12 protein-coding genes are annotated in these 16124 nt (G+C 43.1%); 10 read left to right on the top strand and 2 right to left on the bottom strand.

Annotation, left to right across the window (positions count from 1 at the left end):
• From WC788_08835 to WC788_08805, 7 genes are all read left to right on the top strand, one after another.
• Nucleotides 1–3816 (top strand): immunoglobulin-like domain-containing protein (locus WC788_08835; protein MFA6097700.1); only part of this gene is annotated, 3816 nt, incomplete at its 5' end.
• A gap of 696 nt (nt 3817–4512) precedes the next feature.
• Nucleotides 4513–5628 carry a hypothetical protein gene (locus tag WC788_08830; protein MFA6097699.1) on the top strand — a complete coding sequence of 372 codons (1116 nt, stop codon included), beginning with the start codon at nt 4513–4515 and terminating at the stop codon, nt 5626–5628.
• Between the two features lie 262 nt (nt 5629–5890).
• Nucleotides 5891–7726, top strand: coding sequence for a helicase-related protein (locus WC788_08825; protein MFA6097698.1), 1836 nt, complete (start codon nt 5891–5893; stop codon nt 7724–7726).
• Nucleotides 7727–7862: 136 nt separating this feature from the next.
• Nucleotides 7863–8258, top strand: a complete 396-nt coding sequence (locus WC788_08820) for a TspO/MBR family protein (protein MFA6097697.1) — start codon at nt 7863–7865, stop codon at nt 8256–8258.
• Between the two features lie 51 nt (nt 8259–8309).
• On the top strand, nt 8310–8696 hold the full coding sequence (locus WC788_08815; GenBank protein MFA6097696.1) for a metallopeptidase family protein: 387 nt from the start codon (nt 8310–8312) through the stop codon (nt 8694–8696).
• Between the two features lie 167 nt (nt 8697–8863).
• Nucleotides 8864–10621, top strand: a complete 1758-nt coding sequence (locus WC788_08810; GenBank protein ID MFA6097695.1) for a hypothetical protein — start codon at nt 8864–8866, stop codon at nt 10619–10621.
• A gap of 215 nt (nt 10622–10836) precedes the next feature.
• Nucleotides 10837–11436, top strand: coding sequence for a Type 1 glutamine amidotransferase-like domain-containing protein (locus tag WC788_08805; protein ID MFA6097694.1), 600 nt, complete (start codon nt 10837–10839; stop codon nt 11434–11436).
• A gap of 348 nt (nt 11437–11784) precedes the next feature.
• Here WC788_08805 and WC788_08800 read toward each other — a convergent pair whose 3' ends face one another.
• Nucleotides 11785–12426, bottom strand: coding sequence for an MFS transporter (locus tag WC788_08800; GenBank protein MFA6097693.1), 642 nt, complete (start codon nt 12424–12426; stop codon nt 11785–11787).
• A 135-nt stretch (nt 12427–12561) separates the two neighbouring features.
• Between WC788_08800 and WC788_08795 the strand changes: the two genes are divergently transcribed.
• Together WC788_08795 and WC788_08790 are read left to right on the top strand one after the other, a co-directional pair.
• Nucleotides 12562–13110 carry a hypothetical protein gene (locus tag WC788_08795; GenBank protein ID MFA6097692.1) on the top strand — a complete coding sequence of 183 codons (549 nt, stop codon included), beginning with the start codon at nt 12562–12564 and terminating at the stop codon, nt 13108–13110.
• Nucleotides 13111–13253: 143 nt separating this feature from the next.
• Nucleotides 13254–14381 (top strand): DUF1297 domain-containing protein, encoded by a 1128-nt coding sequence (locus WC788_08790; protein MFA6097691.1) that lies wholly within the window; start codon nt 13254–13256, stop codon nt 14379–14381.
• Between the two features lie 189 nt (nt 14382–14570).
• On the opposite strand, the gene WC788_08785 is transcribed toward WC788_08790, so the two are convergent.
• On the bottom strand, nt 14571–15068 hold the full coding sequence (locus WC788_08785) for a hypothetical protein (protein MFA6097690.1): 498 nt from the start codon (nt 15066–15068) through the stop codon (nt 14571–14573).
• A 154-nt stretch (nt 15069–15222) separates the two neighbouring features.
• Here WC788_08785 and WC788_08780 point away from each other — a divergent pair, with 154 nt between their 5' ends.
• Nucleotides 15223–16047, top strand: a complete 825-nt coding sequence (locus tag WC788_08780; GenBank protein ID MFA6097689.1) for a hypothetical protein — start codon at nt 15223–15225, stop codon at nt 16045–16047.
• The last annotated feature ends 77 nt before the right edge of the window (nt 16048–16124 follow it).

The raw sequence follows: 16124 nt of genomic DNA, 5'->3' as shown, positions 1-16124 counted from the left end.
GTAACGGGAAAAAGAATTAATGCCTATAAAGCCCTCAATTCTTTATCTGAAGAAAAACCGCCATATGCGGTAGCTATAGATAATCAAAAAAACGCCAGGCCTATTTCAGGTATTAATGAAGCAAATGTGGTTTATGAATTTCCGGTAGAAGGCGGCATTACGAGGTTTATGGCCGTTTACAATCCGGATAATGATCTAAATTCTTCTGCGAAAATAGGACCGGTTAGATCGGCAAGGCCGTATTTTGCCCGGACAGCTGGAGAACATAATGCAATTTATGCCCATGCAGGAGGAGTCCCGGAAGCACTGGAAGGACTTAATAATCACACATACGATGTATATGATTTGGACGCTTTGACATCCGATGGCAGCGATTATTTTTGGAGAGATAATGGCCGAGAAATGCCACATAATCTTTATACATCAATTGAAAAGCTGAATAATTTCCGGCAAGATTATCATCTTACAACAGGATCTTTCCATCAGCCATGGCTTTTTTCCGATAATCCTTCTTCCTTGGAAAATATAGGTTTTAACCGTAATACCATTGAAATCAAGTACGGAAATACAGATTACGATGTTAAATGGACATATAATCCCGTTGATAGTCTTTATTACAGGCAGACATATGAAAATGGTAGTTATCAGAATTATACGGACGATAACAATAATCAAGTATCCACGGCTAATCTTGCCGTACAATACGCTGCAACAGATCCATTTACTGAACTTTCACAGACGCAAGGCGGAGCGTTGTTGTGTCGGCAAGGAAAATGTGTAAACGGCACTTGGCAAAAAGATAGTTTGGATAGTAATGTAAAGTTTTATATGGAAGGCGCCGGCGGAGAATTCGAATTTAGGGCCGGTAAACTTTGGATAAGCGTTACAGATAAAATCATTGACACAACTGCTCCGCAAATATTTCTATTAGGGAATAATCCGATTAATCTTTACGTTAGCGACACTTATAATGATGCCGGAGCAACTGCTTTGGATAATGTTGATGGGGATATTTCATTGCATATTATTACAACTGGTTTGCCTATTGCGACCGATACGATTGGAACTTATACCATCACTTATAATGTTTCTGATTTTTCCGGCAATTCTGCGGTAGAAATAACCAGGACTGTTAATGTTTTGACAGTTCCTGATAATATTGTTCCGGTTTTAACTGAAATAGTGCCGGTGCCTACTCCGGGAAATAATAACACTCCAAACTTTTATTTTAATTCCAGTGAGGGGGGAACTATCACTTATGGTGGAGCTTGTTCAAGCAGCACGACCATGGCAATGGTTGGCAGCAATGAAATCACCTTTGGTGCGTTGGCCGATGGAACTTATAGTAATTGCACAATAATTGTTACTGATGCGAGTGGGAATTCAAGTTCTGCATTAAATGTGTCGGCATTTATAGTTGATACAACACCACCAGTAATAACTATTTTGGGTGATAATCCGATTAATTTACACATAGGAGACTCATATTCGGATGCAGGAGCTACGGCACTGGATAATATCGACGGGGACGTCACGGCAAACATAACGGTTTCGGGACTTCCCATAAATACTTCGATTCCAGGTTCATATGCTGTGAATTATAATGTTTCCGATTCGGTTGGAAACTCCGCGACACAGGCGGTGAGGATTGTAAATGTCACTGACATAACAACGCCTATTATCACATTGCTTGGAGAAAATCCAATAACAATCGAACTTGGTGAAGTTTATACGGATGCAGGAGCGACTGCGATGGATGATGCTGATGGAGACATCACCGCAAGCATTGTTACGAATAATCCGGTAGATGCAAGCATCGTTGGGACTTATTCTGTCACATATAACGTTTCAGATTCGTCGGGAAATCCTGCTCTGGAAGTTAAAAGAACCGTGAATGTTGTTGATCTTATTTCTCCTGCTATAGCGTTGGTTGGCGATAATTCCGTGACGGTTGAGGTTGGACATGAATATATTGATGCCGGAGCAACTGCAAATGATAATTATGACGGAGATCTCACGAGCAGCATAACAACTGTGAGCGGTGTCGATATAAACACTGTCGGCACCTATTCGGTGACATATAATGTTGCCGATTCGTCGGGGAATCCTGCAACAGAGATAACAAGAACTGTAATAGTAGGGCCCGATCAAACACCTCCAGCAATAACCTTGAATGGCGGTAATATGATTATTTATCAGGGAACAATATATACCGATATGGGTGCTACGGCATCAGATAATCTTAATGGAAATATTACGGCAAGTATTATTGTTGTAAATCCGGTTGATGTTAATACTGCAGGAACTTATACTGTGACATACAACGTTTCTGATGATGCTGGTAATCCCGCGGTGCAAGCGGCCAGGACTGTCACCGTTCTGTCAGTCGGACAACAGCAAGTTCCTATCGGAGAAAGCATGGCTGTGGTCTCGAGCAATTCGGAGATATTAATAGGCGACAATGCACCTGCAAGTTCAGCTATAAGTATCCCTGTCGCAGTTAATGACGCTCAATTGAACGTTTCTGCTTTGATGAGCGGCGATACCGCGAAATCGGCCGTAATCCCAACGGATCTCACGATCAATTCTATGACAAGCGTCGGAGAGGTTGTAGTAGAGATTCCACAAGGAGTGCAGGTAAGCGGAAATTCAACTTGGACAGGGGAAATTAACCTCCCCCAGATACAAGAAAATTCAAGTGTTTCAGTGACCCCGATGTCCGGATATACATCAAGCGTGGCTTCCGTTATCGAGATCGGTTTTGGCGACACCGTGTTGAATTTCAACAAGGCCGTGAGAATAAAAATATCCGATCAGGCGGGCAAATATATCGGATATTCTCGAGGCGGAGTGTTTACTCGGATCACAAATGTCTGCAGTTCCGATTCTCAAGTTGCCGGAGACGCGTTGTCCAGTGGCGCCGATTGCAAAATTGATGTCGGTTCGGATCTGGTTGTTTGGACGAAACATTTCACTAAGTTTGCGACATACACCCAAACCGTAATTCCACAAACTGGCGGAGGCGGAGGTGGAGGTGGAGGCGGCGGTGGTGGAGGAAGTAGCGGCGGAGGAGGCGGTGCGACGGTGACTCCTGCTCTTCCGACAAATATTTCAATCTCGATCGCAGAGGGTGCCGCGACAACAACGACAAGGGATGTAATTTTGACCCTTGCAGCAACCAATGCAACTCAGATGGCTATATCAAATACTTCTGATTTCACGGGCGTAAGTTGGATAACATATGCGACTTCAAAAGCATGGTCCCTAACATCTGGAAATGGAACAAAAACCGTCTATGTTAAGTTCCAGAATGCGTCCGGAGTTAATCTTTCCGTTGCTTCCGATAGCATAATGTTATTGGAGAATGAAGAAAAGGCATCTGACGAAAGAGGAAAAGTTCTTTCCGCGGAATCCATAAATATTGTCGATGGAGACATAATTCAATGTAAATCTTGCTCAGATCCATTCGCAGTCTATATTGTGAAGGAAGTAGGAAATGTAAGATATATCAGGCACATTGTGAGTCTTGAGATATTCAATTATTACAGGCATCTTAAATGGGAGAATCTGAAGCAAGTCGTTTCACTGGATGATTATTCGATGTCGGGGTGGGTTAGGGTCAATTCGGGACCGAATGGAACACCTGGGCCGAAAGACAAGGTTTATGAAATAAATGGCGATCAAACTAAACATTGGATAAACATGACAGCAGAGCAATTCTTGACTCATGGAGGATCAAACGAAGCTATCTATACCGTGAATGAGGGAGAGCTGAGGCTATATATCACCGGACCTGATGTAATGATGTTGAACTAGTTGATATTGCAATGTCGAGAACAGGAGACGCTATTGGAATTTGCACGTAAAACAAAGAAGAATACCGCAATTTACATTGCGGTATTCTTTGATTTGACGGATCTGCCACAATCCACTATACTTTTTCGCGGGGAAAGATGATCGAATCAATGAGATCGTTTCGTCCCTTATAAACAAAAAGAGGTGAAAAACAATGGGAAAATATCCAGTGTCTCGTGGGACGAGGATGAGAATTCAGCAAAAGCGTGATCGTGAGGATGCCGATCGTCGCACAAGTTTTTGCGGCGAAGCGGGTGTGGTTGATGACGCCCAAGATATTATGATACGCCAAGCGGGTCTCAAGAAGAAAGAATGTTGGAATTGCGGCAAAGAGATGCCAATATATTACCACTATTGTCCGAGATGCAAATCTGATGTATAAGAAAGGGGAATATATCTTTCTTAAACGCTGTGATTAGACAATTTCTAATCGCTTTTTTTATTATGATGCCAGAACATGCCTGCTCGCCTCGCTGTCAGCTTCCGGCGAAGCGGGCCGGCAGGCATGGCCTAAACTGCTCATAAAAACTCCGCCCTGATACACCTCAGTAAAACTGCGGGATTGATTATTTTTATGCCCGTGGACGGAATAGAGCTTTTGTATTGATAATATATTGCTCCTGTGTTAGCATAAAATCATAATTGTTAAAATAAAATATGGTTGGAAATAAACCATCAACCGAAAGAAAAGTTTTAATTCTTGCTATTGTCTTGTTTGCACTTGTGGTGGCGTTGGATGTAACCATCCATTTTTCAACACCTAAAAATACTCCGATAATTGATGTGCTGTCGACGGAAGAGCCATCAGTGGTGCCAAGCCCTAGCAATGAAATTTCCGATTGGAAAACATACAAAAACGAGAAATATGGTTTTCAGCTGACTTTTCCCGATAATTGGGGAGGTTACAAAGTTAATGATAAAGGTGATTTGATCGAATTTAGTCTTAAAAGAAAAAATTCAGAAGTTATAAATGACACAAAAGCTGAAGATTATGGCGCAATCTTTGCTATTAAAGCATATTCAAAAGATGAATGGAAAGGAATCTTCGAGTCTTTGACAAATGTATCTTCACAAGAAGACACGGAGAAGACAAGAAAAGAATCGGAAAAAATAAAACAACCGCAACCTGTTTATGCAGGCGAGAATGAAAATTATATTTTTGGTTATGTTAAATATTTAAAAAAAGCTGAAGATGAGGAACTTTTTGAAGTGTATAATCCTACATATGATGTGAACACTAAGATAATTCCTACTTTTAAATTCACAGGAAAAGAACTGTCTGATGGATGGAAAAATTATCAGAACAAGGAATATGGATACGAAATAAAATATCCAGGGGGCTTATTCTCTTTAGACAAGTATGCGCTAAAAGATGGTGCTGGCAGAGAATATAACGTTTTTTATGAATACACACATTATTGGAATTTAAGAAAAAACCCTTGGGTGCCATATCCATTCTTTAATGGAATAGGAATAAATATTCCTGAAAAAATTAATGGCATACCCGTAAAGGCAATTAACGATCTGGATGAGGCTAAGGATGAATTAATAAAAGAAGAAGATAAAATGGGCCAGTGGTTTTATGATTTTGAAAAAATTACATTTCAAAATGGCATTTCAGCACTTAGAATGTATAGGTCGAGCAATAAAGAAAGTTCTTATATTTATTATATTAAAATTAAAAATAAAATTGCAAGAATAGTTGTGGTTCCGGATAATGAACCGCTTGATCGATACGAAAAAATCATATCAACCCTCATTTTCAAAAAATAATACATTGATTGGGGTAGCTAAGTTATATAAATAATCCTAGATGAATTAGCGTTTGGTGATTAGACAATTTCTAGTCGCGTTTTTATATTCACACTTGATTTCATTTGAAAAACAGGTTAAGTTAGAAGTAGTAAATGCAAGTCATTCTTGCTGTCGAAAAACAAACATTATGATTCAGGAGCGAATAAAAAATAGTTCATTGAAAGGCTATGTTTATCGCAAAAAAAAACGGATAATTTAAAAGAAAAAAGGAAGTGATTTAATGGACGAAAAAAGGGTGATCATAGTGTCGCCCACCAGAGCCGTATGCGAGACTCAAATACCTCTGCTTGAAGGCGAGGAGTTCGAGACCAGATTGATGGCCGCGAAAGGCAAGGAAATAATAAAGCTCGTCAGGAACAAAAAAAGATTCGGCATAGTCGCTGTAACCGGGTCCGGAAAGTCGGCCAGCATAAAACGGATCATCAAGGAAGAATTCGCCGACGGAAGGGAATTCCTTGTGGATATCGTTACGCGAGAGCATGAAGCCACGGTGAAAACCTGGAATTCCAATGTTCTGGTCGTGACGCCGGGGATCGCGCTGATCTGGGCGAAAGACGGGACCATCAAGGCTGGTGATGTCATAATTTTAGACGAGATCCATCAGACGAGCGATCACCTTGAACTTACGGAAGCTCTGATCCTGCGAATAGGCTGCAGAGTGATCTGGATGAGTGCGACAGTGGACGCGAAGGTTTTTGCCAGATATCTGAAATCGAACAAAGTCATAGTTTTCGACAAAGTCGATGAAAGAAAAAGAGCAAAGGTCAGGATAGTCAGCCCTCAGAAAGAAGAGATGTTCCTATACAGCCTGATCGGACGGGTTATCCGGGAAAAAAGAGGGATGGTCATGTTTCTTCCGACAAGGAGAGAAACAGAGGAATATGCCAAGGCGACCGAAGAGATGTTCTCCGGTCAGATCAAGGTCGAGTTCTATCACGGAGGCGAACCTGCGGCGAAGCTCAGGCCATATCTTAATCGTGGTATCGCGAATCAGAACCGACCCTTCGTCATATTCATGACCAACGCAGGGCAGAGCGGCCTGAATATCGAAGGATTGAATACGATAGTTGTCCGCGACGAATGTTTTACGGAAGAAATACATGGCAGAACCGTGGTCAGAGTGAAAACATTTCTGGAGACCAATGATCTTCTGCAGATGATCGGAAGGATAAATGGACGCGTTTCAGGCGGCGAAGCATATATCATCACCGGAAGGAATATAAATTTCCACGAATTGCGGCCTCAAAAGGTAAAATTTGTTCTCGGGCGCAGTCTTGAAAGATTGGCGCTCGTGTGCGGAAGGCTCGGAATTGATCTTTCGGAACTGGATTTGCCGGAACCGATCGACAGAAAAAAATATGCCGATATAGTGAAGAAGCTGATCGCGAGGGGCATGTTCGAGCCTGATGGAATAAATCTGACGCGCTATGGAAGAAGAGCTGAAAGGATCCCTTGTTCCGTCGAATGGGCGGAAATGATCGTGAATTGTCCGCCGGAGATTCTGAATGTGGCGATAGTTTGTTCTTCGAATTCCGGACTATATAGAATTCTGAAACCCGACTATGACATAGATGAATTTGTTGTGCAGGGATCCGATCATCTTACTGCATATAATATCGTCGCACATGCGATAACGAATTACAGCAGGATAGAAAGTGACAAAGGGTATACCCAATATCGCTTTAGAGAGAGGGAATTTTATGAATGGGCTGAGAAAAGGGGCATAAATGCGAAAGAGATCGAAGAGATCGCGCTCGCACTGAAGTCGATCCTGCATAACTTGAATATGCCGATACCGGCAAGGCTTGAGCAGGCCGATAGCGGAATGCGTGATAATTTCACGAGAATGCTGGCACAAGTGCGGTCGCTCAGAGTTGTCCGAAAAGGGCGGGATGTCTCTGATGGGAATGAGATATGGCTGGAAAGGCTCAGCTATTGCGACATTGAAGAAATAATCTTCGGCACGATAAGCGCATGGATAGACAAGGACGAGATCATCAGGAGGGCCGTCGAAGGAACTGAGATCCCGCATGAGATCTTCTGCCGGGTAAAATAAAGTCGAATAATATGAGAGCGTCGGATGAATTGCGCACCCCGCTCTTTTTTTGTGGATTTTTTTGTTGTGCAATGCTCCGTATGGATATACAATTAGTCAGGGGAGAAATTTTCAATCATAACCGATATTGAAAAATATGGATGCATATTCCTGGTATCGGCTTCTGGACAAGCCTTTCTGGGCGCCGCCAAGCTGGGTCTTTGGCCCGGTGTGGACTTTTTTATATGTTATTATAGCTGTTTCTTTCGGCACGGTATTCTATAAGGCGGCAAAAAGGCAATTGCCTCGGAAGATAGCTTTGTCATTTGTGTTGAACCTCATTTTTAATCTGGCATATACTCCGATCCAGTTCGGACTTCAAAACAACATACTGGCATTGGTCGATATAATCCTGGTTCTCGCGACCCTCGCATGGTCGCTCGGTCTCATATGGCCGCGCATGCGCTGGATCGCTTATGTGAATATTCCTTATCTCGTGTGGGTTTTGATCGCCACGGCTTTGCAGTTCTCAATTACGATCCTGAACTTCTGATGACGCGAGGATTCCGAATAGAAGCTGTTAATGATATATAAACATCAATACATGAATAAAGACGAATTCGAAAAGATCGTAGCGCAGGGGATCGAAGCCATTCCCGAAGAATTCATCTCAAAGATGAATAATGTTGTCATTGTGGCTCAGGACCGTCCGACGGCCGAGCAGATGAGAAAGCTAAAGATCAGAAAAGGATGGACATTGTTCGGCCTCTATGAGGGGGTGTCGCAACTAGACAGAGGGATCAATTATGGAGGCGTTCTGCCCGACAAGATCACGATCTTCAGGGAGCCGATAGAAGAATCCGCGAGAAGCTTGAGAGAAATAAAAGAAATAGTGAAAGATACGGTCTGGCACGAGGTTGCACATCATTTCGGGTTCGATGAAAAGCGGGTCAGGAAATCGGAAGAAAACAGGCAAAAAAAGACGGAGTGATCCGGAGAGGAAATTCCGATCATGCTTCGGGATCTTTCAATTCTCCGGTATTTGTGCAGATCGGAGGCTTAGCCTCTGTTTTTTTGCGGCATAAAGCCTTTGACCTATTTGCCGATTTAATGTAAAATAATGGCAGGAAGAGGTCAAAAAATCAATTTATTCGGTATATGCTTATAGAAACAAAAAATATCTGCGCATGTCAAACCGATAATCGGCACCGCTTAAAATTATTTGTATCGGTGCTGTTTTTTATATCCCTCATTCCGGCAGTTCTTGCAAAAACGGTTATTGAATACAACAACAGCAAATACGATGATATCATTGTTGCCATGCCGAAGTCGGAAAATGCGAAGGGATATCTGGTTCAGGTCGATGACAATATCAATTTCATGTCTCCCGTGATAGAAAGAAAAATTACCGCAGACAAGGACAGATTGGTTTTCCGTCTGAAGAAGATGGTGAAGCCGTATTATTGGAGGTATCAAACGGAGGAAAAGGACGGTTCTCTCGGAGACTGGCAGAATCAGCTTGAATTAAGAGGCATGGTTCCTGCTGAGGATAAGCTGTTTTTTATGGAAGGCAGTTATTATAAGATTAGCGAACCTGTCAGATTTTATTTTTATGTAAGGAATGACGCGGATCTGCCAAACACCTATGAATATGACATAAGCATCCGCACTGATGCCATAGTTGACAAGGAAGAGACAATTGAGGTGAAAGACGTTATCTTCGGCAAGGTGAATTTGGGTCCGAGGTCAAGCAAGCTTATCAGGACCGAAATGAAAACGGAGGACGACCTGGGGGTGAATAAGAGATATTATGCCATGGCAAAGGTGAATGATTATAGCGCTAATGAGGATTTTTATATCATACCATCCTACAGAGCCGATATTCTGACCAAAGAACTGGAAAGAGGAACCGGAAACAAGGTCAAGCTTTATATCACGAACACCAGCGATGAGGCCCTGAAGACGCTCAAGGTCAATATGTCCACGTCGCATAATCTTCGGATCGAGAAATGGTGGGATGACAAGGGTGTCACGGCTCTGGAATCCGGGGAAGTTGAATATTTTGAATGGGAAGTGGTGGTCCTGGAACTCGGGAAATCTGAAGTCGATTTTGATGTTTTCAGCGACGGCGGAACCCAGAGACTGCAGAAGATATTCATGCCGTATTCGGGAGCGCTGGTGGCAAAAGAAATTCCCGATATAAATATTCCGATAAATGAAATATCGGAGCTGAGGGTCAGGATCGCCAACACATCGGATGTTCCGAATGCGGATAATGTTGAGCTGGTTATTGCGGGAGGCGGAGAAATGGAAAACAAGATCGAGGTTCCGGAGAAAAACCAAAAAATAAATGCAGGTCCCGGCTCAAGCGATTGCGCGATCGATTTCGCGGATAATTGCAGCGGTGAGTTGGTCTGGAAGCTGATCGGAAGAGAGATCGGAACATATGAATACTATTTGAGATCCGGCGGATATGACATAAAACCGGCGTTTTCGGAGATCGTAAAGTCCGGGAAGATAAACGTGAAAGAAAGCGTCAGTGATCTGGACATGACCATCAATGGAGAGATCGATTCGGAGACAAGAACGAGCAGCAAGGGGCCGTTCTATTACGACATAATGATAAATAACCGTTCGTCGAGCGATGATTTCGTGAAGATAGGGATCATTTCCGAAGGAAAGGGATGGTATGTGCATTTTTATGACGATAAGGAATTGCAGAGCGGTGATGAATTCACGGTGGAGATCGGGGCAGAGTCATCCAGGAGCTTCCGGCTGGTTCTGAATCCGTATTCAACGGATCCGGGCAGCATCGGAAAGTCGGTCACGAATCCTTTCGAGGTTCGAATGTCGGCCATTTCGACGATAGATGCGGATAATCGCGATGAAGTGCGGATATCTGCGAAGATCGAGTGAATCGGTCCTGTATCAAAAAAACTTTGAATGGAGAGAAAAAAAATTGACATTTGCGCTGATGGTGATAAAATTATCATATAGCAAGGTACGTTTAAAAAAATTTATCCCAAAGTACGCTAAGGGTTCAAATATTTTTGAGCTTTTTTTGTATCTAGATGCGTTCAGGCCGGATTATCGGCGCATGCTTGTAAACAATAATCAGGAGCAATAAATAAATGAAATTATTTTTAACATCATCCGGTTTTGGAAACAGCGAAATAGCGGCCATTTTCATGCGGGAAATGAAGAAGAAACCGGAAGGCTGCAAGGGGATGGTTGTGGCCTATGCGAACACCAGGACCGAGGAATATTTCGTAAATGAGTCGAGAAGGGACCTTGTCAGGATGGGGTGCAAGCATGTCACTGTCGTCAATATGAAGAATCATTTCGATACAGGTAAATTCCAGGATTTTGATTTTATATATGTCTGCGGAGGAAATACATATTCAATTCTGAAAAAAATGCGAGAGACAAAGATGGACAAATTCATAATCAAACAAGTTAAAAAAGGCGTAATGTATGTCGGAGTATCGGCTGGGAGCATTATTGCGGGAAAGAATATCGAGATCGCAAAGGAGGCGGGGGATGTAAATTCTGCCGGCTTGAAAAATCTGAGAGGCCTCGAATTCACCGATATTGCCGTTTTTCCGCATTTCACGGAAGAGTTCAGGGGAAAATTGGAGGAATTCAAGAAAAGAGTAAAATATCCAGTTGTGGAATTGACTGATCATCAGGCGATGATCTGCGGTGAGAAAAATCACGTTGTTATGGGCTGATTGATGCATTGAAAAGCATGATGTCCAAGTGTCCGCTCCAGTGCGGATTTTTTGGTTAAAAAACGGAATCGAATACAAAAAAACCGCCCTGGAAAGCGTTTTTGCACATAAGAGATAGAGCAGGGGTTATAATTTGTAGTGTTTTTGTGGTGTGGTGTTTATATAATGTTTCCTGCTCTTGGGGTTTTATTCGGTTGTTTTTACTTTTTATTGTTATTATTTATTTCATTGAATATTATCACACAAAAATAGTCCTGTCAAGACCCCCTCTCGGGAGTTATCCACAGGAGTATATTTATGGTCGTTAAGTTCGGATGTTCTTTGGCATTTTTGCTTTCCGGCCGCGCCTCAGATGGGGAGGTTTATCGAACCGATACCCCTGCCTTTTCTTTTGTGCTTGTGAGGCGTGGTTATGTCCTTTTCAATGAAGAGAAGCAGAAGGGAGGACATTATGTTGAAAACTCCGACAAAGATATATACGATCTCGAATCCGATCGTCTCGGCAACCATTCCGCCGATCGCACCGGAAATTCCTACGGAAAAACCGAACATCGTGCTGTATATGCTCCATTCATACGCCTCGCGTCCCTTGTCAATGTGGCGGGTGAAGATCGCATACCATGCGGGAGCCGTCATCGCCATTCCGACCGCAAAGATAACCTGAAGTATATAGATATGGATCGGCAGGTAGGCGGTGAGATATCCGAAGGGGACCAGTCCCGCAAGAAAAAGTCCGCAGACCATGAAAAGGAAATCATCCCTTTCGCCGCGGTTCTTGTCCAGATATTTTGCAAGCGGCACCTGAAGGATCGATTTTACGATCCAATAGACCGCGGTCGAAAATCCCGCGACCTGGGCGCTGCCACCCTCTATGTTATTGAGGATATATATCGCGAAGATGGGACCGATCAGGCCCCAGCCGGCATTGAAGAAAATGTCGCTGATGATCAGCACTCTTATTATTTTGTTTATTTTGGTTTGTTTTTTCATTTGTTTTTATGTTGCATATTTATTATACAGCTTTTTCGGATAAATTGGAATGAAGGTTTTTTTCCGCAATTTTTTTGCCGCGAAAGTTTGACTCTTTATAGTAAAAATATAGAATATCAATTAAGGAGGGAAAAAATGAGAAATAAAAAGTTGTTTCCGGCCATTGCCGCTATAGTGGCAGCGATATTGATAAGCGGATGCCTTTCTTCGGCGCCCGAAGATCCGGAGAAGGCAGGCTGGGACATGGCAAAAAGATCGTTCACCGTGAAAGCTTTCGAAAGCTATCTTGTCGCATATCCGTCCGGCGCCAATGCTGAAAAGGCGAATGCCTATATCGCGGATCTGAAAAAAGCGGACGAACAGTCACCGAGAATGGTGGAAGGCACGGTGGAAAACGTAAACAGGGAATTGAACGAGGTCACCATCAGGACGGCGATGGATGAAAAGGAGGTTATCAGATTCAACGACGACACTGCCATATCAAGCAGCGCGGAAAACAAAAAAACGATCGGAGGAATGGGCGTCGGAGACAAGCTTCAGACAAACTATGTCAATCTTCCCGGAGGATATCTGCTTGCAAAAAGCACGAAGGTCATGATCGGCTATACGATCGCGCATTGTTCCTGCGGAGCGGGATGCGATTGTCCTTTGAGCAAAGGATGCAGGACGATAACATATAAATAAATCCCGGAAAAAATATTGCCGGGATTTTTTAAATTTGACCTGCTTCGGCGTTTATCATAATATGGTTTCAGGGCAGAAAATTTGAAACAGGCCTGCACATTGAAATGAACATAAAATAAAATTGAAAAATCAGGAGGTATGGCATGAAAAGAAACAAAAGAACGATCCAGGCGATACTAAGGTACGGAAAGCCGGCGATAGGCATATTCGGATCGCATTCGGCGAAAGAGACTGCGGCGGCCGCGAAAATATCCGGGTTCAAGACCGTCCTTGTGGTTGAAAAAGGAAGAGAAGATCTCTATACGAAGCACAATGGATTTCTGTATGACGAGGTAATCGTTCTCGGATCCTTCAAGGACCTTCTCAGGGAGGAAGTCCAGGACAGGCTTATTGAATTGAATGTCATATTCATACCGAACAGGAGTCTTACGTCCTATATAGATCCGCAGGATATCGAGAAATATTTTTATGTGCCGATGTATGGAAGCAAATATCTTCTCAAGACCGAAGATAGGAGCTTTGATAAAGGACAATATTACCTTCTCGAAAAAGCGAACCTGAGATTCCCAAAACAATTCAGATCTCCCGAAGACATCAACAAGCTTGCAATCGTCAAAGTCCAACAGGCTGGAAACAAGAGGGAAAGAGCTTTCTTTTATGTGGAATCCTACGAGGACTTCAAGGGGCAGTCGGAGACATTGATCGAACAAGGCGTGATAACCAGGGAAGGTCTTGAGAAGGCTCGGATAGAAGAATATGTTCTGGGGCCGAGGTTCAATGCGGATTTTCACTCTTTCGCTCTCAAGGATATTTTTGGCTCTTTCGCCTTCGTCGGTCTTTCGGACAGGATTCAGGTCAACCTTCAGGGATATCTTAATCTTACGGCCAAGGAACAGCTAAAAATAAAAGTAGCCGTTAAGAATGAAGAAATAGGGCATAAGGGTGTGACAATGCGCGAGAGCAAACAAATACTTCTTTATGAAGCGGCTGAAGCGTTCATCTATGCATGCCTGAAGGCATTTCCGCCGGGAATGATCGGAATGTTCGGGCTTCAGGGCGCAATTGCCTATGATCCCGACGGGAAGCTCGAGTTCGTTATTTTTGATGTTTCCCCGAGGGTTCCCGGAGATCCTGCGATTGGTCCGACATCTCCCGAAATGAGGATCCTCAGCATAAGATTCGACCGAAAGATCGAAGATCCGATGGACCTTACTATGATGGAGATAGAAAGGGCATGGACCGAAGGAAGACTGGAGGAGATTGTAACATAAAGTGATGATTTGCGCAGAAATTCTGCGCATTTTTTTTAAAAAACGCTTACAGAATTAATAAGCAGCCTGATGAACAGCACGTTGGTTCAGGGATTGGAAGCGTCAGTTTGACGAGTAGCGAAAAAAACGCTACTTTTTTTATTTTAAAAAAAGGCTTTATTTGTTCAGCCTTTCGTGTTGGTCTGTGCTCTATCGACTTGTTTTTTGTTCCATCTTTTCCAGATAGAAAGCCGAGACCAGCTGCTTCATTCTGTCCAGGGCGTCTTCGCATTTTATGTCATCTTTTTTGTTTATCTTTCTGTTGACATAGGAGACGAGTTCTTTTGTCCCGATCGAAAAACCCGACGGGATATTATTTTTCCAAAGTTCTAATCTTTCCATTTTATCGATCGTATCTTTGGATACGCGGACGAAGTCAGGATCTTCTTTGTCGGTTGCGCCTATGGCCCTGAGTACGACGATCGCCAGCCGTACGATCTTGATCTGTATGAGATCTTTCGTCTTGGCGGTCCTGATCGCTCTCCACATGAATTCTTCAAGGCAAGGATTATTTCTTCTCAGTTCGCATAAGGTCGTTCTGTAGAAATTCTCGCGATTTGCTTCCATTTCTTTCTTTATTTCATCTTTCGATCTCATTTGCCACACCTCGATTTTATAGGGGATGCCATTCTGTTTGTCCGGATCCATCTTTTTAAGTCATAATAGAGAAAAGATCTGCGATAGTCAAATATCTGCGGGTGAGAACAGGCACTGTCATTATTGACAAAAAAGCCAAATATGATATTATGTTATGTTGCCAAATTCATATTTTGGCAATTATTGAGGTGAAAATCGCTGCAGAATGTTTAATAAAGAGGTGATTGAGTTGAGCAAGAAGGCGATTGAAAATTTACAGAAGATCTGGAGAGGTTTGGTCTTTGTCAAAGTGGCGAAGGTTGTCGCGAGAGAGGCTGATATCATAGACATAAAAACCTATGAACCGGGCGTTTTGAAATGCAAAACCTATAGCAGAATAGATGAAGTGCCGGACGATGCCTGGAAAGATGCGGTGATCTCATATGCGAAGTTCTATGGTTTTGCGCAGGGAATATTGTTTCACAGCAATGATTCCACCGAGCTGGATATGTTCAATACTTTGGATTTCAGCACATATCTTAGCCAGCAGCGGTCATGCCGTGCCCCGAAAGAAGGGGATCTGATAGCGGGAACGGTCGTAAAGGGGCCAAAGGGGAGAAAATTTTCGAGATGGTTTGTCTGCGGACAGCAGCTCAAACTGCTCATAGACATGGTCCTTGCCGGGAAGACGGATATTTCGGAAAAAGAGCTCAGCGAAAAGCTGATGTGCGATCCATACCCCGATCTTTATTGGGCCATCGCGCGGCTGGTCATGTTCGACAATGTACAGGCTTTTGTGAGCGAACTGAAAGGCATAAAGCCCGTTCATCTGTCGAAAGGAAAGATCTATAAGCAAGGTTGGCACAACTTTACCGTGGATTGGGAAGGAATGTATATTCCCAAGGATGCGGCGCAATTTGTGCATGAACTTTCATTCCATCTGAATGAGCCAATGTGGTGGGAGCAATTCGTGCATCTTGCATTGGAGCAGGGATTAAAACATTGCCATCCTGTGTCCGGAGGATTCTGCGTGGCATGCGCAAGGAGCTGAAGCCAGAATATCGTAAAAATTAATAAATGATCTCGGAAAAAATTCCGGGATATTTTTTTGCGTCTGAATTTGTGCAA

It is taken from the genome of Candidatus Paceibacterota bacterium, assembly GCA_041661265.1.
Taxonomy (GTDB): domain Bacteria; phylum Patescibacteriota; class Minisyncoccia; order JAHIHE01; family JAGLIN01; genus JBAZUT01.
This window is presented reverse-complemented; position numbering and strand designations above follow the sequence as displayed.